This is a genomic window from Lysobacter sp. 22409 (assembly GCF_052045105.1).
GTDB classification, from domain to species: Bacteria; Pseudomonadota; Gammaproteobacteria; order Xanthomonadales; family Xanthomonadaceae; genus Lysobacter; species Lysobacter antibioticus_B.
This window is the reverse complement of sequence record NZ_JBQEOE010000014.1, coordinates 82144-102925: the sequence shown is the minus strand read 5'-3', so window position 1 is coordinate 102925 and position 20782 is coordinate 82144. Positions and strand designations below refer to the sequence as shown.

Annotated in this window: 20 protein-coding genes; 12 read left to right on the top strand and 8 right to left on the bottom strand. The window is 70.1% G+C overall.

Going from position 1 to position 20782, the window contains the following annotated elements; genetic code table 11:
- Positions 1-189 precede the first annotated feature (189 nt).
- Together ACTJJK_RS09730 and ACTJJK_RS09725 are read right to left on the bottom strand one after the other, a co-directional pair.
- Positions 190-1191, bottom strand: a complete 1002-nt coding sequence (locus ACTJJK_RS09730; RefSeq protein ID WP_440730087.1) for a pteridine-dependent deoxygenase — start codon at positions 1189-1191, stop codon at positions 190-192.
- 14 nt (positions 1192-1205) lie between these two features.
- Positions 1206-2606: an NAD(P)/FAD-dependent oxidoreductase gene (locus tag ACTJJK_RS09725; RefSeq protein ID WP_223621363.1), complete on the bottom strand. Its 1401-nt coding sequence runs from the start codon at positions 2604-2606 to the stop codon at positions 1206-1208.
- A 229-nt stretch (positions 2607-2835) separates the two neighbouring features.
- Here ACTJJK_RS09725 and ACTJJK_RS09720 point away from each other — a divergent pair, with 229 nt between their 5' ends.
- The 9 genes from ACTJJK_RS09720 (at position 2836) to fabG (ending at position 10236) form a co-directional block, all read left to right on the top strand.
- The gene (locus tag ACTJJK_RS09720) at positions 2836-3105 is read left to right on the top strand and encodes a phosphopantetheine-binding protein (protein ID WP_031371265.1); all 270 of its coding nucleotides are present in this window, start codon (positions 2836-2838) and stop codon (positions 3103-3105) included.
- Positions 3106-3164: 59 nt separating this feature from the next.
- Entirely contained in the window at positions 3165-3866 is a 702-nt protein-coding gene (locus ACTJJK_RS09715; protein ID WP_223621362.1) for a ketosynthase, read from the top strand.
- Between the two features lie 163 nt (positions 3867-4029).
- Complete coding sequence (locus ACTJJK_RS09710) at positions 4030-4335, top strand: hypothetical protein (protein ID WP_440730078.1); 306 nt, start codon at positions 4030-4032, stop codon at positions 4333-4335.
- Positions 4332-5309 (top strand): LpxL/LpxP family acyltransferase, encoded by a 978-nt coding sequence (locus tag ACTJJK_RS09705; RefSeq protein ID WP_031371262.1) that lies wholly within the window; start codon positions 4332-4334, stop codon positions 5307-5309. The genes ACTJJK_RS09710 and ACTJJK_RS09705 overlap by 4 nt, the downstream gene beginning before the upstream one ends.
- Positions 5224-5958: a LolA-related protein gene (locus tag ACTJJK_RS09700; RefSeq protein ID WP_440730077.1), complete on the top strand. Its 735-nt coding sequence runs from the start codon at positions 5224-5226 to the stop codon at positions 5956-5958. The genes ACTJJK_RS09705 and ACTJJK_RS09700 overlap by 86 nt, the downstream gene beginning before the upstream one ends.
- On the top strand, positions 5958-8300 hold the full coding sequence (locus ACTJJK_RS09695) for an MMPL family transporter (protein ID WP_440730076.1): 2343 nt from the start codon (positions 5958-5960) through the stop codon (positions 8298-8300). The genes ACTJJK_RS09700 and ACTJJK_RS09695 overlap by 1 nt, the downstream gene beginning before the upstream one ends.
- The gene (locus ACTJJK_RS09690) at positions 8287-8718 is read left to right on the top strand and encodes a phosphotransferase (protein ID WP_031371259.1); all 432 of its coding nucleotides are present in this window, start codon (positions 8287-8289) and stop codon (positions 8716-8718) included. The genes ACTJJK_RS09695 and ACTJJK_RS09690 overlap by 14 nt, the downstream gene beginning before the upstream one ends.
- Positions 8719-8867: 149 nt before the next feature.
- Positions 8868-9377, top strand: coding sequence for a hypothetical protein (locus tag ACTJJK_RS09685; protein WP_223621361.1), 510 nt, complete (start codon positions 8868-8870; stop codon positions 9375-9377).
- Between the two features lie 118 nt (positions 9378-9495).
- The gene (fabG, locus tag ACTJJK_RS09680; RefSeq protein WP_440730075.1) at positions 9496-10236 is read left to right on the top strand and encodes a 3-oxoacyl-ACP reductase FabG; all 741 of its coding nucleotides are present in this window, start codon (positions 9496-9498) and stop codon (positions 10234-10236) included.
- Between the two features lie 61 nt (positions 10237-10297).
- Here the strand turns inward: fabG and ACTJJK_RS09675 are convergent, their stop codons facing one another.
- Complete coding sequence (locus tag ACTJJK_RS09675; RefSeq protein WP_440730074.1) at positions 10298-11551, bottom strand: hypothetical protein; 1254 nt, start codon at positions 11549-11551, stop codon at positions 10298-10300.
- 408 nt (positions 11552-11959) lie between these two features.
- Between ACTJJK_RS09675 and ACTJJK_RS09670 the strand changes: the two genes are divergently transcribed.
- Positions 11960-12439 (top strand): hypothetical protein, encoded by a 480-nt coding sequence (locus tag ACTJJK_RS09670; protein ID WP_440730073.1) that lies wholly within the window; start codon positions 11960-11962, stop codon positions 12437-12439.
- 419 nt (positions 12440-12858) lie between these two features.
- Here ACTJJK_RS09670 and ACTJJK_RS09665 read toward each other — a convergent pair whose 3' ends face one another.
- From ACTJJK_RS09665 to ACTJJK_RS09655, 3 genes are read right to left on the bottom strand one after another with little or no spacing between them, the layout of a single operon-like run.
- Positions 12859-13749: a glycosyltransferase family 2 protein gene (locus ACTJJK_RS09665; protein ID WP_440730072.1), complete on the bottom strand. Its 891-nt coding sequence runs from the start codon at positions 13747-13749 to the stop codon at positions 12859-12861.
- Positions 13742-14530, bottom strand: a complete 789-nt coding sequence (locus ACTJJK_RS09660; RefSeq protein WP_440730086.1) for a beta-ketoacyl synthase chain length factor — start codon at positions 14528-14530, stop codon at positions 13742-13744. The genes ACTJJK_RS09665 and ACTJJK_RS09660 overlap by 8 nt, the downstream gene beginning before the upstream one ends.
- Positions 14531-14568: 38 nt before the next feature.
- Positions 14569-15771 (bottom strand): beta-ketoacyl-[acyl-carrier-protein] synthase family protein, encoded by a 1203-nt coding sequence (locus tag ACTJJK_RS09655; protein ID WP_223621372.1) that lies wholly within the window; start codon positions 15769-15771, stop codon positions 14569-14571.
- 278 nt (positions 15772-16049) lie between these two features.
- Here ACTJJK_RS09655 and ACTJJK_RS09650 point away from each other — a divergent pair, with 278 nt between their 5' ends.
- The gene (locus ACTJJK_RS09650; RefSeq protein WP_036148235.1) at positions 16050-16733 is read left to right on the top strand and encodes a YdcF family protein; all 684 of its coding nucleotides are present in this window, start codon (positions 16050-16052) and stop codon (positions 16731-16733) included.
- Positions 16734-16963: 230 nt separating this feature from the next.
- Here ACTJJK_RS09650 and ACTJJK_RS09645 read toward each other — a convergent pair whose 3' ends face one another.
- Positions 16964-17671 (bottom strand): helix-turn-helix domain-containing protein, encoded by a 708-nt coding sequence (locus ACTJJK_RS09645; protein ID WP_081930678.1) that lies wholly within the window; start codon positions 17669-17671, stop codon positions 16964-16966.
- 513 nt (positions 17672-18184) lie between these two features.
- Positions 18185-18754 carry a hypothetical protein gene (locus tag ACTJJK_RS09640; RefSeq protein ID WP_440730071.1) on the bottom strand — a complete coding sequence of 190 codons (570 nt, stop codon included), beginning with the start codon at positions 18752-18754 and terminating at the stop codon, positions 18185-18187.
- Here ACTJJK_RS09640 and ACTJJK_RS09635 point away from each other — a divergent pair.
- Positions 18747-20744, top strand: a complete 1998-nt coding sequence (locus ACTJJK_RS09635; RefSeq protein ID WP_440730070.1) for a serine hydrolase domain-containing protein — start codon at positions 18747-18749, stop codon at positions 20742-20744. The genes ACTJJK_RS09640 and ACTJJK_RS09635 overlap by 8 nt on opposite strands.
- Positions 20745-20782 lie beyond the last annotated feature (38 nt).

Below are 20782 nucleotides of genomic sequence, written 5' to 3'. Positions count from 1 at the left end.
TCGTACTCCGCAGTCGGCCCGTTTGGCCACATGCGCAACGTAGCGTCTGGCGGGGCGATTTCAAGTGCCACAGGTGGCCGGGACCGATGGGCGTCGGCGCGAATTCAGGCGCAAACGGCGCCCTGAGGCGCCGCTGCATCGAGGTGGCCATGCCGTGAACGAGCCCGACGGCGCTTGCACGGCGGCGCGTCAGCCGTGCGAGCCGTCGATCTCCACGCGCAGTTCGTAGCGGCAGATCGCCGCGTGCAGCAGGATGCGCGGCACCCGATCGCCGAAGCGGCGGTCGAGCGCGGCGGCGACGTTGTCGATCTCCTCGACGTCGCGCACGTACACCTTCAGGCAGGAGCCGCCGCCGAACGCGCTCGACAGCTGCGGCTGGCGCTGGCGGGCGACGCCGAGCAGGCTGTCGAAGTTGGCCAGGGTTTCCTCGAGCTGGGCCAGCACCGAATCGGCATGCTTGGACTCGTGCCCGACCACCGCCGCGGTGCCCGACAACAGCAGCGGCATCGCCGCCGGCTGCGGCGGCAGCATGGCGCGGGCGAAGCTCGGCGGCTGCGGGCCGTACTGGCGCGGGTAGCGATAGGCGCTGACCTGGCGCGGGTTTTCCAGCGGCGTGCCGGGCGTGCGCGAGGCCAGCCAATACACCTGCAAGCGGCGCGCGCCGTCGACGCGGCCGATCGCGGTCGCCGCCGGCAGGCGCGCGATGTCGAAATCGCCCAGGCCCTTGGCGCGGCCGACGCAGAACACGCGGTAGCGCTCTTCGTCGCCGTGGCCGAGGGTGATGCCGTCGAGGTAGTTCCAGATCCGCAACAAATGCGGATAGCCGCGCGCTTGCGTGAAGGCGAGCAACTTGCGGTACAGGTATTCGGCGGCGCGCGCGATCTCGCCGTTGGTGGCTTCGCCCGGCAGCGGTTCGGGCTCGTCGAATTCGATCACGCCGAACTGCAGCGCGCCGTCTTCCGACCAGGCCAGGTCGCCGTCGCGGCCCTTGATCACCGGGCCGCGGCCGCGCCAGCGCTCCAGGCGCCGGTCGCCGAACGGTTCCAGGGCCACGCGCAGATAACGCGGGTCGTCGTGCTGCGGCGCCTGCGCGCCGAAGCCGAATACCGCCAGGGTGTCGTCCTGGGCGAGTAACTCGGCCGGCGTGGCCGCGACGTAGTCGACCTGCAGTTGCGGCGGCATCGCCAACATGGCTTCGGCCGCGCTCACGGATTGCCCCGTTGCAGGGTGTCGCCGCGGAAATCGACGCCGACCTGGCGCTTGCGCCGCCACCAGCCGCGCAGCGCCTGCGGCGCCATGCGCAGCGCCGTCATCGCATAGACGAAGCGGAACACGCGCAGGCGGCGCAGCACCTCGCGGTTGTCGAACACGTCGCCGGCCAGCATCGAGATCACCGCTTGCTCGATCTGCCAATAGTTGCGCGGGGCGTTGAACAGCTCGCGCATCACCGGCGTGGTGAAGCGATAGATGAACCATTGGAAATGACGCAGGCCGCGCTTGAGGCGTTTGACCATCGCCGCCTGCAGTTCGGTCTCGCGCGCCGGCTCGCGCAGGGCGCCGTCGACCACCGAGGCGGCTTGTTCGCCGCTGTTCATGCCGAGGTAGACGCCGGAGGAGAACACCGGATCGACGAAGGCGTAGGCGTCGCCGACCATGACCCAGCCCGGGCCGGTCATGCGCGAGCAGGTGTAGGAATAGTTGCCGGTCACATGGACGTCGCCGCAGCGCTGTGCGCCCTGCATGCGCCGCCATACCGACGGCTCGGACTCCAGCGTCTGCATCAGGAAGCCTTCGCTGTCGCCGCGGCGTTGCTTGAGGTATTCGGGGAAACACACCGCGCCGACGCTCATGACGTCGCGCTGCAGCGGGATCAGCCACATCCAGCCGTGGGCGAAACGCTGCACGGTGATGTTGCCGGCGTCCTCGCCGTCGCGGCGCTGCACGCCGGTGAAGTGGCTGAAGATCGCCGCCGACTGGTGCAGCTGATTCTTCTGCTTGAGTTTGAGCTGGCCGCCGAGGAAGGTGTCGCGGCCGCTGCCGTCGACGAGGTAGCGCGGGCGCACCCGCAGCTCGCGGCCGTCGTCGCCGCGGGCGTGAACCATCGCCGGGCGGCCGTCGGCGCCGAACTCGATCTTCTCGACCTTGACCCGTTCGCGGGCGTCGACGCCGTTGGCCTGGGCGTGGCGGAACAGCAGTTCGTCGAATTCCTCGCGCTTGACCTGGAAGGCGTAGCCGTAGACCGGGTTGAGCGCGCGCTCGAAGCGGAAGGTGTTGTAGCGCTCGGCGTCGATCGGGAACTCGGCGCCGGGCTTGTGGATGCCGATCGCGCGCACCTGTTCGAGCACGCCGAGGCGTTCGAGGATGGCCAGGTTCATCGGCAGCAGCGACTCGCCGATGTGGAAGCGCGGGTGGCTGCCTTTTTCCAGCAGCAACACCTTCCAGCCCTTGCGGGCGAGCAGGGTCGCCGCGGTGGTGCCGGCCGGGCCGCCGCCGATCACCAGGACATCGGTGTCGATGGTCTGTGCGGCGTGGGAGGGGCTGGCCGTGCTGGAAGCAGCGGTGGCCGTCGGTGCGGCCGCGTCGGGCGCGGAGTCGGGCGGATTCATGCGCAAATGATAGCCTGCCGCCTCGGCCCGCTGCGCAGCGGCGGCGGGGCGCCGGCGTCGTCGCGCCGCTTCCGCACAACGCCTCAAGTGCCTGATAACGCAGGTCCGCCGCAGGCCGAAGCGGCTGCCGGGTGGGGCCGAACAGCGGGCTCGCCGCACCCGGCGGTTGCGCCTGCGGCGCCGATGGCGGATCGTTGCGCCCCTTGTCCCACCGTGACCGGATCGCCCGATGTCTGAACAAAGCCCCGCCGAACGCGAACTGGCGCAGCTGCTGGTCGAGAGCCTGAACCTGGAAGACGTGGCACCGGAGCAGATCGATCCGGAAGCGGCGCTGTTCAACGAAGGCCTCGGCCTGGATTCGATCGACGCACTGGAACTCGCCCTGGCGATCACCAAGCGCTACGGCTTCCAACTGCGCTCCGACAGCGACGAGAACCGCCGCATCTTCGCTTCGCTGCGTGCGCTGTCGGCGCATATCGAGCAGCAGCGGGCCGCCTGAACGCCGCCGGCCGGCGCGGTGTCGAACCGCCAGTGCATGCGCCCGTTCCCGGAGCCGACGTGAACCCTCCTTCGTCCAGCGCCCTCGCGCGCCTGTTGCTGGCGATCGCCTACCCGGTGCTGGCGCATTGGGCCAGCCACGACGGCGGCGGCGCGTTGGCGGCGCTGGCCCTGGCCGATCTGGTCGTGTTCGTGACCATCGACGGCCTGCTGGGCCTGCGTTGGCGTGCCTGGGCGGCGACCGTGGTCCTGCTCGCGGCCCTGGCCGCGTCGGCCTTCACCCCCTACGCGCAGATGTTGTTGCTGGCGCCGCCGATGCTGTTCAACGGCTGGCTGGCGTGGTGGTTCGGACGCAGCCTGCGCGCGCCGCGCGAGGCCCTGATCACGCGCATCGTCGCGGCCCTGCACGAAGGCCCGGTGTCGGCCTTGTCGCCCGAGCTGTATCGCTATACCCGCCGCCTGACCGCGCTGTGGGCGGTGGTGCTGACGGTGCTGGCGCTGGTCAACGGCGCCCTGGCGATGATCGCCGTGCCCGACGGCGTGCTGGCGCGCCTGGGACAGGTGCCGCCGGTCGCGATCAGCCAGGAGCAATGGTCCTGGTTCGCCAACCTGATCAACTACGGCATCGTCGGCGGCATGTTCGCCGGCGAATACCTGGTGCGGCAGCGCCGTTTCCCGGTGCGCCCGGAGAGCGGCTTCTTCGACTTCATGCACCGCATGGCCAAGCTCGGCCCGGGCTTCTGGCGCGAGCTGTTCTCCTGAACGGAGCCGTTGGCCGATACCGCGCAGGCGCTGCGTTTGGGCACCGTCGCACACTGCGAATTCCAGTAATTCAAGGGCCGCCGTCGCATTTCGACGCCCCGCTGAATGCGCGTGCTTTATCCTGTGACCCTTGCCGCAGCCGCCGACCCCGCCGCCCGCCCGTATGCCGTTCTCGATCCCGTCCGATCATCCCTGCTTGCCCGGCCATTTCCCGGGGCGCCCGCTGGTGCCCGGCGTGGTCCTGCTGGAGCAGGTGATCGCCGCGGTCGAAGCCGCGCACGGGCCGCTGAGCGGATTGCGTCTGCCGCAAGTGAAGTTCTTGCAGCCCTTGTTGCCGGAGCAATCGGCGCAGGTCGAACTGGACGCGCTGGGCGCGTCGCGTTGGCGCTTTCGCGTGCGCCGCGGCGACGACCTGCTCGCCAGCGGCGAAGTCGTCGCCGATCTGCCCATCGCCGAGGCTTCGGCATGAGCGGCGAGCACTGGAAGCAACGCCCCGAAGGCGGCGGCCGCCTCGCCTTCCGCCTGATCGGCTTCATCGCCCGTCGCGGCGGGCGCTCGATCGCGCGCCTGACCCTGTATCCGATCGTCGCCTACTTCCTGATCGTGCGCGGCCCGGAGCGGCGCGCCTCGCGCGACTATCTGGCGCGGGTGCTCGACCGTCCGCCGCGCTTGCTCGACATCGCCCGCCACATCCACACCTTCGCCGCGACCATCCTCGACCGCCTGTACATGCTCAGCGGGCGCATGGCGCCGTTCGACGTGCGCGTAGACGGCCTGGACAAGCTCGAACCCTATCTCGACCGCGGCCAAGGCCTGTTGCTGTTCGGTTCGCACCTGGGCAGCTTCGAGGCCTTGCGGGTGCTGTCGCGCAGTCGGCCCGGCCTGAAGCTGCGGGTGGTGTTCGACCGCGGCCACAACCCGGCCCTGACCGAGATGCTCGACGCGCTGGATCCGCAGATCGCGCGCACCGTCATCGATGCCGGCCAGGACGGCCCCTCGATCGTGTTCGCGATCAAGCAGGCCACCGACGAAGGCGCGATCGTCGCCTTGCTGGTCGACCGCGCCGCGCCGCACGAGCCGCATACCACCGCCTCCTTCCTCGGCGCGCCGGCCGAGTTCCCGAGCGCGCCGTGGCTGATCGCGGCGGCACTGAAAGTGCCGGTGGTGCTGGCCTTCGGCCTGTACCGTGGGGGGGCGCGCTACGACCTGGTGTTCGAGACGTTCAGCGAGGGTGTGGCGATCGAGCGGCATAACCGCCCGGCGATCCTTGCCGCACTGGTCCAGCGTTACGCCGAGCGCCTGCAGGCCCAAGCCCGCAGCGCCCCCTACAACTGGTTCAACTTCTACGATTTCTGGCATGCCGATGACGCTGATCAAGCCTTGCACGTGGACCCTGGCGCTGATGCTCGGCGCCGGGTCGCTGCGCGCCGCTCCGGTTACTGAGGCCGCCGCCCAGGGCGTGCCGGCCGGGGCATCGGCCGCCGAAGCCGCGGTCGCGGCCGATCCCGACTGGATCCTGCCGCGCCTGGCGCAGCCGGTCCCGGCCCGCACCGACTTCGTCGAAGTGCGCGGCTCGGCCCTGCTCAAGGCGCCGTTGCGCCTGTCCGGCGAGTACCGTCGTCCCGACGCGACCACCCTGGTGCGCGAGGTGCGCGCGCCCTACGCCGAGACCACCACCATCCGCACCGGCGCCAAGCCCGGTCAGGGCGAGGTCGCCATCGTCCGCCCCGGCAAGCCGCCCAAGCGTTTCTCGCTGGCGCGCGCCCCCGAGCTGGTCGCCTTGCAGGCCAGCTTCGGCGCCTTGCTCGGCGGCGACCGCGCCTTGCTCGAACAGCATTACCGGCTGGTCGCCGAGGGCACGCGCCGGCAGTGGACGATCAGCCTGGTCCCCAAGGACGCCAGTCTGGCCGCACGCGTGCGCGAGATCGTCCTGCTCGGCCGCGACGATGAGCTGCGTTGCATCGAGACCCGGCCGGCGCGCGGCAACGAGCAACAGCGCACCTTGTTGGCCAGCGCCGCGCGCGCCGCCGCCGGCGTCGCCGACGCGAGCCAGTTGGCGGCGCTGTGCCGCGGCCACGGCGCGGCGCGTTGATGACGCCCGCGCGCCGTCTCGCCCTCGCCCTGCTGTGGCTGGCCCTGCTCGCGGTCGCCGGCTGGGCGATCGGCAGCCGCCTGCAGCTCAGCGGCGATCTGCGCCGCTTCATGCCGAGCGCGCAGACGCCGGCGCAGAAACTGCTGATCGACGAACTCGGCGAAGGCCCGGGCTCGCGTCTGTTGTTGTTGGCGATCGAAGGCGATGAGCCGGCCACTCTCGCCGCGCAATCGGCGGCGATGCACGAACGCCTGACGGCGCAGCCGCAGTTCAAGCTGGTCGCCAACGGCGCCGGGCAGGGGCTGGAGGCGGTGCCGGAACGCCTGCGTCCGTACCGCTATCTGCTGACGCCGAGCTTCGACGAACAGCCGCTCGACAGCGCCTATTTGCGCGAGCAACTCGACAGCCGCGTGCAGGACCTCGGCTCGCCGGCCGGCGAGCTGATCGAGCCGCTGCTGCCGAGCGATCCCACCCTGGAGATGCTGCGCCTGGCCGAGGCCTGGCAGCCGGCGCAGGCGCCGCAGACCGAGCACGGCGTGTGGTTCGACCGCGCCGGCAAGCAGGCCTTGCTGGCGATCGAGACGCGCGCGGCCGGCTTCGACCCGACCGGCCAGCAAGGCGCGCTCGATGCGATCCAGGCCGCGTTCGCGCAAGCGCGCGGCGCCAGCCCGGCGCGGCTGACGATCAGCGGCCCGGGTGCGTTCTCGGTCGAAATCGGTGGCCGCACCCAACGCGAAGCGAGCCTGATCGGCACCATCGACAGCCTGGTGTTCGTACTGTTGCTGTGGCTGGCCTACCGCAGTTGGAAGGCGCCGCTGCTCGGCGGCCTGCCGCTGGCGACCGCGGGCCTGGCCGGGCTCGGTGCAGTCGCCGCACTCTTCGACGGCGTGCACGGCATCACCGTCGCCTTCGGTTTCACTTTGATCGGCGTGGTCCAGGACTATCCGATCCATTTGTTCAGTCATCAACGCCCCGGCCTGTCGCCGTGGGCGAGCGCGCGCAGCCTGTGGCCGACGCTCGGCACCGGCGTGACCTCGACCTGCATCGCCTACCTGACCTTCTTCGTCTCCGGCGTCGACGGCCTGCAGCAACTCGCGGTGTTCACCATCGTCGGCCTCGCCACCGCGGCGCTCGCCACGCGTTTCGTGCTGCCGGCGCTGATCGATCCGGCGCCGCGCGACGCCGCCGGCTCGCCGGCGCTGGCGCGGCTGTGGACGCGGCTGGCGCGCTGGCCGCGCCTCGGCGTGGCCGGCGTGTCGCTGATCGCCGCGCTGGCGCTGGCGGTGATCCTGTTCGTGCCGGGCGCGTTCTGGCAGAACGACCTGGCCAAGCTGACCCCGGTGCCGCCGGCCGCGCTCGCCCGCGACGCGCAGTTGCGCGACGAACTCGGCGCGCCCGACGTGCGCTACGTCATCGCCATCGAGGGCCGCGATGCCGAGGCCGCTTTGCAGTCCTCGGAAGCCTTGTTGACCGAGCTGCCGGCGCTGCGCCGGCGCGGCGCGATCGCCGGCTACGACCTCGCCGCGCGGTATCTGCCGAGCGCGAAGACCCAGCGCGAACGTCAGCAGCGCCTGCCCGATGCGGCGAGCCTGCGCACGGCGCTCGACACCGCCGTCGCGGCGACGCCGTTCCGCAGCGATGCCTTCGCCGATTTCCTCGCCGACGTCGAACGCGCACGGCAAGCGCCGCCGCTGACCCCGCGCGACCTCGCCGGCACGCCGCTCGCGGTCAGCGTCGAGGGCCTGCTGCTGCAACGCGGCGACCATGCTACCGCGCTGGTGTCGCTGACCGGGCTCAACGATCCGGCCGCAGTCGCGAGCGTGGTGCGCCGTCACGGCGGCCAGTTGCTCGATCTCAAGCAGGCTTCCGAATCGCTGGTCGCCGACTACCGCGGCCGCGTGCTGATGGCCTTGGGCCTGGCCGGCGTGCTGCTCGCGGCGGCGGTATGGGTGGCCCTGCGCTCGCCGCGGCGGGTGCTGCGCGTGTTGGCGCCGATGGCCTTGAGCAGCCTGCTGATCCTGGCGGTGCTGCGCGGCCTGGGCATCGAACTCAACCTGTTCCATCTGGTCTCGCTGATCCTCGCCGCCGGCCTGGGCCTGGATTACGCGCTGTTCTTCGATCATGCCGGCGACGACCGCGCCGAACAGCTGCGCACCCTGCACGCGGTGATCGTGTGCAGCCTGACCACGCTGCTGGTGTTCGCGTTGCTGGGCCTGTCGTCGATTCCGGTGTTGCGCGCGATCGGCAGCACGGTCGCGCTCGGCGTCGTTTTCAACTTCGTGCTGGCCTTGTTGATCGTGCGCGAACCGGCGGCGATGGAGGCCGGCGATGCGCACGCGTGAGGCCATCGCCGCGCTGATCCCGCACCAGGGCCTGATGTGCCTGTGGCAAGAAGTCGTCGAATGGGACGAGGAGCGCATCGTGCTGCGCACGAACGGGCATCGCGACCCCGCCCATCCGCTGCGTCGCGACGGGCGCCTGCACGCTGTGCATCTGTGCGAATACGGCGCACAGACCATGGCCGTGCACGGCGGTTTGCTCGCGCGCCGTGACGGCGGCGTGGCCAAGCCCGGCGTGCTGGTGGCGCTGCGCGGCGTGCAGTTGCACCTGGCGCGTTTCGACGACCTGCCCGGCGCGATCGAAGGCCGCGCGCACAAGCTGATCGACACCGGCCAGAGCTGGCAGTACGAGTTCGAGCTGCACCACGCCGGCGTGCCGATCGCGCAGGGGCGTGCCGCGGTGATGGCGCGGCCGGACTGAGTCCGCGCCATTGAATCCGCTCCACTGAGTCCGCGCTACCGAATCTGCGCTGCGGCGCATCGCGCCGTCTGCATTCACACCCTGCCGGCGCCGGCGTTTCCTAGTGCAGATGCGGCGGCCGTGCCGCATCGCGCCCGGGAGCGTCGCGCATGTCGCTGCAGTTCCATTTCGAGGACCTTGGCCCGCATCGCGCCATCGACGAGGGCCGCATCGGCCATCGCTTGCGCCTGCGCATCGCTCTCGGCCGCCGCGAAGGCGCGCGCCTGCACTGGCTCGAACGTTGCGACCGGCCCTACGACGAAGACATGCCGGCCGATACCTGGGTCGATATGTTCCGCATCGCCGGCGGGCGTTCGGCGATCTTCGCGCAATGGCTCGGCACCGCTACCGACGAAGGCCGGATCGAACTCGATTTCGACGCGCTAGCGACGATGCGGTTGGCGCCGGATGCGCAGCGCACCCTGGAATGGTGGGTGGTTGCCGTCGACGGCGAGGACGAGGACGGCGACGAGCGCGCCTGGGCGGTCTGGCGCGGCGAGCAACGCCTGCGTTGCGACGGGCAGGGGCAGGCGATCGAGCACAGCCTGGTGCAGATCGACAACCTGCACGGCCGCGAGGGCGACCCGCCGTACCCGGACGGTTTCCGCGTTTCGACCTGAGCCGGAAGCCGTGCCACAGACCGGCTGGCCAGGAGCGGCGACTCCCCGCTCCGCCGCGTGGCTTTCGCCACGGCGGCGGGGCGGGGACAATCGGGCTTTGCCGCTCGGAGTCGTCCGCATGTCCATCTCGCACCCTTCGCCGCGCCGCGCCCTCGTCACCGGCGGCAGCGGCGACCTCGGCCAGGCGATCTGTCTCGCACTGGCGGCGGCCGGTTGGCAGGTGATCGTGCACGCCAACCACAACCTCGAACGCGCCCAGGCAGTGGTCGCGCAGATCGAGGAGGCCGGCGGCCAGGCCTCGGCGATCGCCTTCGACGTCGCCGACGACCAGGCGGCGCGCACCGCGCTGGAAGGCCTGCTCGAAGCCGGGCCGATCCAGGGCGTGATCAACAACGCCGGCATCCACGACGACGCGCCGATGGCCGGCATGAGCCTGGCGCAGTGGAAGCGGGTGATCGACGTGTCGCTGCACGGCTTCTTCCACGTCACCCAACCGCTGTTATTGCCGATGGCGCGCACGCGCTGGGGGCGCATCGTCAACGTGTCTTCGGTGGCGGCGGTGCTCGGCAACCGCGGCCAGACCAACTACGCCGCGGCCAAGGCGGCGCTGCACGGCGCCTCCAAATCGCTGGCGCGCGAAATGGCCAGCCGCGGCATCACCGTCAACGTGGTCGCGCCCGGTGTCATCGAAGGGCGCATGGCCGACGGCACGTTCACTGCGGAGGCGATCAAGCAGATGGTCCCGGCCGGCCGTGCCGGCCGCGCCGATGAAGTCGCCGCGTTGGTCGCGTTCCTGTGTTCGGATGCGGCCGGCTACATCAACGGCCAGGTGATCGGGATTAATGGCGGCATGGGCTGAAGCGTGCCGGTGGTTCGGACCGCTTGCGATCCGAACCCGGATTGCGATCGAAACGCTGCGATCAGAACCCGTTCTGCCAGCTCACGCTGAGGTTGCTGAGGTACAAGGTGTAGTCGCGGTTGGAGGTGGTCGACGGTGCGATGTAGTAACCGGTCTTGTTCGGAAAGCCGCCGATGCCGCCGGGATACTGGTTGACGGCGTTGAAGGTCTGGCCCTGGATCGAGGCCAGGGTGTAGCCGTCGAGCACCGAGTACTGGATCGTGCCCGCGTCGGAGACCTTGATCACCACGCGATACGGATGATGGTTCTCCATCGGGATCGGCGCGAAGTATTTGCCGTTCGGATCGGCCGTGCGGGCCGGACAGGTCGACGCCAGGAAACCGCCGTAGCCCGCGGGCGTGCCCGGCGCGAGCCAGAAGCCTTCGACCTGCGACACGCCGTCGCCGCACATCTGCGACTGCCCCAGGGTGATGCCGAGACCTTCGAGAGTGATCTGATCGGTGCCGACGGTGAGCCCGCCGTGCACGCCGATGACGATGTGCTCGTCGGAGCCGATGAAGAAGTCCGGCGACCACACGTCGAACTGGATTTTCTGCACGTTGCTGCCGGCCGGCTTGACCGTGCTGGATACGCCGCGATAACCATAGAAGTTGTTGCGGTAGTGCGGTTCGCGGCCCGGATGCTGCGGGTTGGAACAGAAGTTCGGTGTGCTGACCGGATCGCAGCGCCGCGCCACGACGGCGCCGCCTGGCAGGGCGGGATAGCCGCTGAGAACGGTGCCGTTGGGTTGCAACAGCGCGCTCTGCGACGGGACGTAACCCTGCACGCGATCGTAGCCCCAGCCCTGCTGCACCAGCGCCTGGCGTTCGGCCTCGCTGGTCACGTATTTGTGCATCAGATCGCCGTTGCCGTAGTTGTAGTTGAGCCGATGCACCGGCAGCGAGCCGGGCACTTGCTGGGTGTAGATATAGCCCTCGATGCCTTCGTAGACGAAGCCGTTGTTGAGGACGTAGCTGATCTCTTCCGGGAACTGGTCGGTCAGATAAATGTGGTCGTTCTGCGGCGGTCCCTTCCAGTAGCGCCTGAGCGCAACGGTGGACGGCTGCGGGGTCTTCTCGACGTAGGTGAACACGCTCGGTCCCTGATAGCCGGCGGCGCCGTAGGCCTCGTAGTAATTGAGCGTGTAGAAGTAATCGGTGATGGTCGGGTTGTAGGTCTGGTACAGCGGGTAGTAGGCCGGGGGCGGCGCGTAGATCGCTGCGGTGGCCGGCGCGCAGGCCAGCAGGGACAGCAGCAATGCATTCCTGATACGCATGGTTCACTCCATTGAGACGCGTGGGATATCGATGAGTGCGGACCAAGGCGCCGTACGCCGTCGGTAAGCGGGCGGCGCTCGATGTTGAGGGCGGCTGGCGCAAGGGGCTGGCCGTCGACGATCGCTGGGCCGATGAGGGGCGCCCGGGCTCGCGCGCGCATCAGATCACGCTCGCAGCGGAACGTGGGTGACAGGCGTCCGGATGCGGACAAGATTTACCCGGGCGGCGGTTCGGGCGGCGGCGCGCTCGCCGATGCGAGGCTCGTTCCGGCGCGGTCGAGTACGGCCCGGCAGCGTCGCGGCCCGGTCGTCGCCGGCCGGCGACCGCTCACCGGGCGCTCACCCGATGCAGGGCCGGCGGGCGTAGCATGAGCCGATCCGCCGCGAAGGCCGTACGGGAGACCTCCGATGTCGCGCACCCTGTTCATCGCTTTGTTCGCGCTCGCCCTGTCGGCCTGCGCCAGTTCCCACGTGATCACCGGGCGGCCGCGCCCGCCGGTACCGGTGTCGCAGGTGCGGGTGTATTTCGCGCCGCCGCCGAGCCGCTACGAAGAGATCGCCCTGCTCGAAAGCAACAGCGGCGCGTTCACCTACGGCGAGCAGAACAAGATGGATTCGGTGGTCGGCAAGCTGCGCGCCGAAGCGGCCAAGCTCGGCGCCAACGGCGTGTTGTTCCAGGGCACCCAGGACGGTTACGGCGGCAGCGGCGTCAGCGTCGGTGCCGGCGGCGGCAGTTTCGGCGGGCGCCACTACAGTGGTGGCGGCGTGGGGGTCAGCATCAGCCCTCGACAGAAGTTCGCGCGCGGCGTGGCGATCTACGTGCTGAATCCGCCGCCGATGAACGACCCGGGCCCGCAGGCGCGGCCACTCGATCCGCCGCGCAACTGAGGGCGGCGCGAGGCGTTCTCACCGCGCCTCCAGTCGTCTCCCCGCCTTCGCGGGAATAACGTTCGGGTAGACGACTCGGCTCGATTACTCGACAAACCTGCGCCGGCCGAGATCTCTCAGATCGCGCAAGTCAGCTTTAGCGCGCCCTGCAGCCGGGACTAAGACAGCCAGCAATCGTCATCCCCGCGAAGGCGGGGATCCAGGGCCATTCGGGCGAGAACGCTTGAGGTCTCTGGATCCCCGCCTTCGCGGGGATGACATCGGGTGGGCGACGCGGCTCGGTCACTCAGTGAGCCCGCCACCGCCGCGATCTGCCCGAACGCGGTCGCGGCTTGCGCCGCTCCTACCCTGGATTGTCGGGGCTGAGGCATCGAAGCTTCGCCCGGTGCCTGCGAAGGCGTTGCCGCATCAGCGCAACATCAACGCGTATGCGTCTGCGCCTTGTGCGCGGCCTCGCCGGAAAACTCGCCGCTCGGGTCGTCGATCAACGGCGGGTTGGCGCGGATGCTGCGATAGACCGCGGGGATGCCGCCGCGGCGCAGGCATTGGCCGACGATGTGGCTGGTGATGCGGGTGAAATCGCGCAAGGGCTTGAAATGGCTGGCGCGGAATTCTTCCTGCGAGTCTTCGTTCTGGTAGCGCGATTCGATCGGCACCGAGACGCAGCGCGTGCCCAGTTGCTGCGCCGCCGACATCAGGATCTGCGCCTCGAACACGAAATCTTCGCCGGGCACGTCGCCCAGGGCGATCACCGCGGCCGGGTACAGGCGCTGGCCGCTCTGGCTGTCGGCGATCTGGTAGCCGGTGCCCCAGGCCACGCCCCAGTCACCGAAGTTGTTCGCAAGGCGCCGATAGGTCGGCTGCGAGGCGCGTTTGCGCAGGCGCGCGCCGATCACGATGTGGCCGGGATGGCGGTTGGCGCTGTCGATCAGGCGCGGGATGTCTTCGGCGGCGTGCTGGCCGTCGCCGTCCATGGTCAGCACGGCGAGAAAACCGCGGCGCAGGGCTTCGGCGAAGCCGTCGCGCAGGCTGGCGCCCTTGCCCTGGCGTTGCGCATGGCGCAGCAAGGTCACCGGCAGGTCGGCGATGCGTTCGGCGGTGCCGTCGTCGGAGCCGTCGTCGATGACGATCACGTGCGCGCACTGGGCCAGCGCGCCTTCGACCACGCCGCGGATGCGCAGCGCCTCGTTGAGCGCCGGAATGATCACCGCGACGTTATCGCGATCCAGGCGCAGCGGACGGGTCCTGTGCGCGGTTGCCTTACCTGGCGTCTGGCCGTCGCGTCCTGGCGAAACGGGTCTTTCAGTCATGGACGAGCTCCACCCGCAGGGTTCGGCCGCCACCGGCCGGTAATGCGAGCCGATCATGGCCCGAGGCCAAGGCGTCGAACAAGGGCAGCATCGCGGCGCTGGCGTTGCCGGTTTCGCGGCGAGACAGCTTGCCTTCGAGCGGCGACGGCGGCTCGTCGCCGAGCCAGGCGCGCAACAGCGGGCCGGTCGCGCGGCGATCGGCCGGCGCGCGCGCGAGCACCAGCGCCGCACCGAGCAGGCCGTCGCTGCCCCACATCGTCTGCAGCGGGCCGGTCGCGGCACCGTCGTAGCCGACCAGCAGCACCGCCTCGTCGCCGGCGGCGATCTGGGCCAGCGCTTCGATCAGGCCCTGGGCGAAGCTGGCGTCGAGCGCGCTCAGCGCGGTCGCCGGCTGCATCGCGCCGGCGCCGATGGTCCAGTAGCCGGCGGCGGCGTTGTGCACCGAATTGTGGAAGCGGGTCGGCGAGATCGTGCGCGGTTCGCTGGCCAGGGTGGCGCACATGTAGTCGGTGATCGCCATGTCGCCGTGGCAGGACACGAACACCGACGGCAGGCCGGCCGGATCGCGCTTCGCGGCCTGACAGGCGGCGAGTGCGACTTCGAGCGCCACCGCCACCGTTTCCGGTGCGCGCCGGCGTTCGTTCGGCGCCAGCAATTGCGGCGACGGCCGCGACGGCGCGTCGGCGGGGAGATCGCCGTGCACGGCGTAGGCGCGCGCGGCTTCCCACGAGGGCAGGCCGCGGCTCCAGTAGCCGACGCTTTCGACGACGGCGGTGAGCACCGGCGAGCGTGTCGCCGGTTGGGCGAAGTCGGAGGCGGTCATGGGCGCGCGAACACCAGCGAGCAGTTGTTGCCGCCGAAGCCGAAGGAATTGTTCATGGCATAACGGATCCGGGTGTCGGCCGAATCGAAGCGGATCTGCGGGCCGTTGGCCGGGTCGGGCAGCACGCTGTTGAGCGTGCCCGGCAGATGCTCGCGTTCGAGTGCGAGCAAGGCGAACGCCGACTCGACGATGCCGGCGGCGCCGAGCGTATGCCCGGTCCAGCCCTTGGTCGAGGAGGCGTGCAGGGTGGCGGGGAACAGCGCGGCGATCGCCAGCGCCTCGATCTTGTCGTTGGCCGGGGTGGCGGTGCCGTGCAGGTTCAGATAACCGACCTCGGCCGCGTCGATGCCGGCGCGGGTCATCGCATCGCCCATCGCCAGGCGCGCGCCCAGGCCTTCGGGATGCGGCGAGGACATGTGGTGGGCATCGCTGGATTCGCCGTAGCCGCGCAGTTCCAGTGCGGCGCGTTCGCCGGCGTCGAGGCGTTCGAGCACGGCGTATCCGCCGGCTTCGCCGAGCGACAGCCCGATGCGTTCGGCATCGAAGGGGCGGCAGGGTGCGTTGGAGACCAGTTGCAGCGAGTTGAAGCCGAACAACACGCTGCCGCACAGGGTGTCGACGCCGCCGACCAGGGCCGCGTCGGCGACGCCCGCGGCGATCAGGCGGGCGGCCTGGGCGAACACCTTGGCGCTCGACGAGCAGGCGGTGGCGACGGTCACGCAGGGGCCGCGCAGGCCGGTCGCGGCGGCGACGAAGGCGCCGAGCGAGTGCGGCGTATGCAGGGTCGGCCGGGCCAGGTCTTCGGGGAATTCGCGTCCGTCGTTGCGCAGGCGGCTATAGGCCTCTTCGGTCGCGCCGATGCTCGAGGTCGAAGTGCCGAGGATCACCGCGACCCGCTCGGCGCCATAGCGCGCGACCACCGCGTCCAGCGCCGCGCGCACGCCGTCGTGCTGCAGGCTCAGCCAGGCCAGGCGGTTGTTGCGGCACTCCCACTGGCTCAGCTCGGCCGGCAGGGCGGCCTGTTCGAGCCCGTCGACGCGGCCGATCCAGCAATCCAGCGGCGCCTCGCCGGCGGCGAGCGGGGCGAAATCGTTGCGCCGCAGGCCGCTGCGCCGTTCGCGCAAGGCGCTCGCCTGGGCGTCCAGGCCGCGGCCGAGCGCGGTGGTCGCGGTGTAGGCGCGGATCGCCAGCGGCGGCATCGGTAAAGGTGGGGACGTCACGTAGTCGGTAGAATCGCGCGGTGGGGAACGCCCGCAGTATAGCGAGGGGCGCTCGGGCACCGCCGGGGCCGGGCCGCACGGGCCAGGGCGGCGGCCGCAGGCGCTGCGAGGCTGAATGCTTCATGCGCGGGCGATCGAATACGTCTGCGCCGGAGGCTGTGCCGCGGCGTCGTGCTTGCGCTCGCCGCGCTGCGCCCTCATACCGCTGTCGTACCGCCGTCCCCGTTTTCCTTCCCATGCAGGTCGCGCCCGCTTCCATGTCCAATCGCCTCGGCCACCGCCTGTCCCTGTTGGGCGATCGCGACGTGCTGCATGTGGCCGTGGTCGCCTCGGCCGCGTGCGTGCTCAGCGCCGGGCTGGTCTATGTCGGTTATTTCGTGCACGTGCTGCGGGTCGCGCGCAATGCGCCCTGCCAGCCCGAACGCGGCGAATGCGTGTTGTTGTTCGGCAAGCATGCGCCGGGTGGGCGGCTGGACCAGGACTTCGAGGCGCGCCTGGATCGCGCGGTGTCGCTGTGGCGCGAACGTCCGCCGCGCAACGTCGTGTTGCTCGGCGGCGGCGCCGCCAACGAACCCAGCGAAGCCGAGCTCGCGCGTCACGGCTTGCTCGCGCGCGGCTTCGCTTCGGATGCGCCGATGCAACTGGAATCGGAATCGCGCGACACCTTGCAGAACCTGCGCAATGCTCGGGCGATGCTCGGCGAGGGCATGCGCTCGCGCGTCACCCTGCTGAGCAGCCGCTACCACCTCGCGCGTTGCGCCTTGTTCGCGCGCCAGCTCGGTTACGACTGGGAGCTGTGCGCCGCCGAGCCGCGCCTGAACCTGAGCCCGCGCATGCTGTGGCGCCTGGCCGGCGAAGCGGCCTACGTGTGCATGAGCGACATCGGCGCGCGCTGGGCGCGGCTGACCGGCAACCGGCGCATGCTCGCTCGCGTCAGCTGAAGCGACCGGGCCGCGCGCATCCGGCGCGCCGGCTTCGAGCGGGTTGGGTCCGGGCCGGCTTCGTCCGGGCCCGCTTGGTCCGGGCGGGGTGGGCCGGGCAGTTTCGCAATGCGAAAATCCGACGTCGTGACCGGCGTTTGCGGCCCATGTGACCGTTATCCGCAGTTGCCTGGACGAAAGGCCCTTGCGCGCGAGCGTTCGCCGCCGGGGCCATGCCCTATCCGCAGCGCTCAGAGGCTGGCGCTGCGCCGGATTTTAGGCGGCCGCGCAGCGGACACGCGGATCGGCTCGGACGCGATCTTGCGCGACAGCGCTTCGCGCAAATGCGCTTCGTTGCCCGAACACACGGCGAGCACGCGGCACGGACTCGCCGATGCGGCGATGTAGGCATGGCCCATCGCGCTGTCGAAATAGATCGAATCGCCGACGTCCAGGCGCGCCGGCGCATACAGCTCGCTGTGCAGTTCGATCGTGCCTTCCAGGACCAGGGCGAACTCTTCGCCGGTGTGGCGGATCAGGTCGCCGAACTCTTCCAGCGAACGCGCGTGGACCTCGGCGATGATCGGCACCAGGCGCTTGTTGAGCAGTTCCGAGGCCGGATAGAAGTGGTGGTAGTGCTCGGTGCGGATCGCATAGCCCTCGCCGGCGCGGGTGATGCTGCGGCGTCCGCTGAAGTTTTCGTTGACGCCCGCCGGCGGCGACGAGAACAACTCGCCGATGTCGACTTCCAGGCCCTGGGCGATGCGCGTGAGCTTGTCGAAACTCAACGACATCTTGCCGTTCTCGATCTTCGACAAGGTCGAAATCGGCAGGCCGGTGCGCGCGCCGATCTCGGCCAGGGTCCAGCCCCGCTGACGACGCAGCATCCGCAGCGCGATCCCGGGATTCGGGACCGCGGGTGCGGCCGTGGTTACGTTCTGGCTGCGCTTGGCGGGCATGAAGGCGGCCGAGAGGGGTCACGGACGACTCTAGGCGGCCCCCCGGGCCTTGCCAAGCCGCGAAAGCCAACCGTTGTTTACTTATTGAAAGTAATTTGCCGATTCGGAAAAACGATCCCGGAATCCGGCAGCCGGTCGAAGCAGGCCCGGGCCGTTGCCGCCGCTGCGGTAAGCGGCCGCCGAATCGGCCATGCCGGGCGGATTCGGGCGCGACCACCGTCGCGGTTTCCGGCACTCGCAAGACCTGCACATCATCGATGGCGGCGTTGGCGCGCCGACCGACGAATCTCGCGGCCGAGCGCCTCCTCCTTCAACCGTCCGAGCGACCCTCCCGTTCAAGCGCGCGACTCCCCAGACGATCCCCCTTTGAAGGGGGTAGGGGGATTTGCTCCAGCTCCTGCGCGAATGAACCCCGGGCCCGAACGCGTACACTCGCCGCGAACGTCCGCGCCTGGAGCGACCGGCAACGCATGCCGGCGGAATACCCGGCGACGGTGCAGCTGCTTTCGGGGGTTAGATGAAGTCCAAGCGTTCGATGCGCGGCATCGCGATGTCCGGCGTCGCGGTGATGATGTTGGCCGGTTCCCTGTGGGCGCAGTCGCCGCCGCCGGCCGAGGCTGCGACCGGCGCCTCGCCTCGACCGGACCAGCCCGAGGCGGTCAAGCCGGAGCCGACCCAAACCCCGCCCAAACCCGCGCCGGCCAAAGCCGAGCCCGCGAAAGCCGAGCCCGCAAAAGCCGAGCCGGTCAAAGCCGCGCCGACTCCGGCGCCCATGCCGGCCCCGGTCAAGCCGGCCGCGTCGTCGGCGTTTCCGGCCACTACCCGTGCCTTGCCGCTGTCGAACGCGGCACCCGCGATCGACGCCGGGCAAGCTGCGCCCACAAGCACGGCCCTGCCTACGCGCGTTTCGCCGGTGCCTTCGAAGCTGCCGGCGAAGACGCCGGCCGCCGCCGACACCGATGTGGCGGCCATCGCGGTGAAGGCTGCGCCGGCCAAGCCGGCCGTCGCAAGCAAACCGGCGCAGCCGGTCGCGGCTGCCGCAGCGAACGCGAACGCACCGGCCAGCTTCGCGCCCTTGCCCACACCCCTGCCGGACGCGATCGCCGATGCCGTCGACCCAGCGCCGGTGGCGCAGGCGACGGCGGCCGCCGGCTACCCGGTCGAAGCCTCGCTCGTTCGCGATAACGAAGCATTGAGCGAAATCCTGGTCGAGCCCGGCGCGGCCGCACCGATCCCGATGCTCAGCGCGCCGGATCTGGAGGCCTACGTCGACGGCCTGGTGCCGCTGGCGATCGCGCGCGGCGGACTCGCCGGCGCGGTCGTGGTGGTGGTTCGCGACGGCCAGGTGCTGTTGGCGAAAGGCTATGGCTACGCCGATGTGGAAAAGCGCAAACCGATGGACGCCGCGCGTACCCTGGTGCGTCCGGGTTCGATCTCCAAGTTGTTCGTCTGGACCGCGGCGATGCAGTTGGTCGAGCAGGGCAAGCTCGACCTCGACGCCGACGTCAACCGCTACCTCGACTTCAAGATCCGCGACTACGCCGGCCAGCCGGCGACGATGCGCCAACTGATGACCCACACCGCGGGTTTCGAGGAATCGGCCAAGCATCTGTTCGCCGCCGACGAATCGCGCCTGCTGCCGCTCGACCGCTATCTCAAACAGGTGCAGCCCGAGCGCGTGTATGCGCCAGGCAAGGTGCCGGCGTATTCCAACTACGGCGCCGCGCTCGCCGCCTACATCCTCCAACGCATCAGCAAGCAACCCTTCGACGACTACATCGAAGCCAACGTGCTCGTGCCGCTGCGCATGCGCCAGTCGAGCTTCCGCCAGCCGCTGCCGAAGGGCCTGGCCGGCGATATGGCCAAGAGCTACAGCAGCGCAGGCGGCGCACCGATTCCGTTCGAACTGGTCAACCCGGCGCCGGCCGGCAGCCTGTCGGCGACCGGCCTGGACATGGCGCGTTTCATGATCGCGCAGCTCGACGAGGGCGGTGCCGGCGCTGTAAGGATCTTGCAACCGCACAGCCTGCAGACCCTGCATGCGACCGCGTCGCGGCCGATCCCGGGCCTGGATGCGATGGCGCTGGGGTTCTTCCGTCGCGACACGCGCGGGCCGGTGGTGATCGGCCACGGCGGCGCGACCGAAGCCTTCCAGAGCAATCTGGTGTTGCTGCCGGCGCACGGGCTCGGCTTGTTCGTGTCCGCCGACGGTCCCGGCAGCGCCGGGCGCGCGCTGCATCGCGACCTGATCAAGGGCGTGATCCAGCGCTATTTCCCGGTGCGCGCGGCGCAGCAGCCGACTCTGCCGACGGCGCGCCTGCACGCCGAGCAACTCGTCGGCCGTTACGAGAACAGCCGAGCTTCGAGCAGCAACTTCCTTGCCATCGCGCGACTGCTAGGCAGCGCCAAGATCGAGGTCAACGACGACGACACCCTGAGCGTGTCGGCATTCCGCACGCCCGACGGCCGGCCCAAGCGCTGGCGCGAAGTCGAACCCTATGTGTGGCGCGAGGTCGGCGGCGACAGCCTGCTCGCGGCCAAGCTCGACGGCAACCAGGTGATCGCGGTCAGCAGCGACGACGTGCCGGCGGCGATGTGGCTGCAGCCGGTGCCCGGCTGGCGTTCGCCGGGCTGGATGCTGCCGCTGCTGTGCCTTGCGCTCGCGGTGCAGGCGTTGGCGGTGTTGCTGTGGCCGGTCGCGGCCTTGGTGCGCCGCCACACCCAACGGCGATTGCTGTTGAGCGAACGCGATCGCCGCCTGCGCCTGCTGAGTTTCCTCGGCCCGATCGGCAATCTGGTCCTGGCCCTGCTGTGGCTGTGGATCATCACCCGCATCGACGCGTCGGTGCGCATGCTCGACGGCGCGCTCGATCCGTGGGTTCGCGTCGCCCAGTTGCTGGGGCTGGCGAGCGTGGCGACCGCGGTGGTCGCCGTGCTCAACGCGCGCGCGGTGTGGCGTTCGTCGCCGCAGCGTCTGCGCCGCGTCTGCGCGATCGCGGTCGCCGCGGCCTGCGTGGCGATGGTCTGGTACGTGTTCGCGCTGCGGACGATGAGCTGGTCGCTGGTGTATTGAATCGCGGCGGCGAGCACCGGTTGAAACGACGAGGCCGC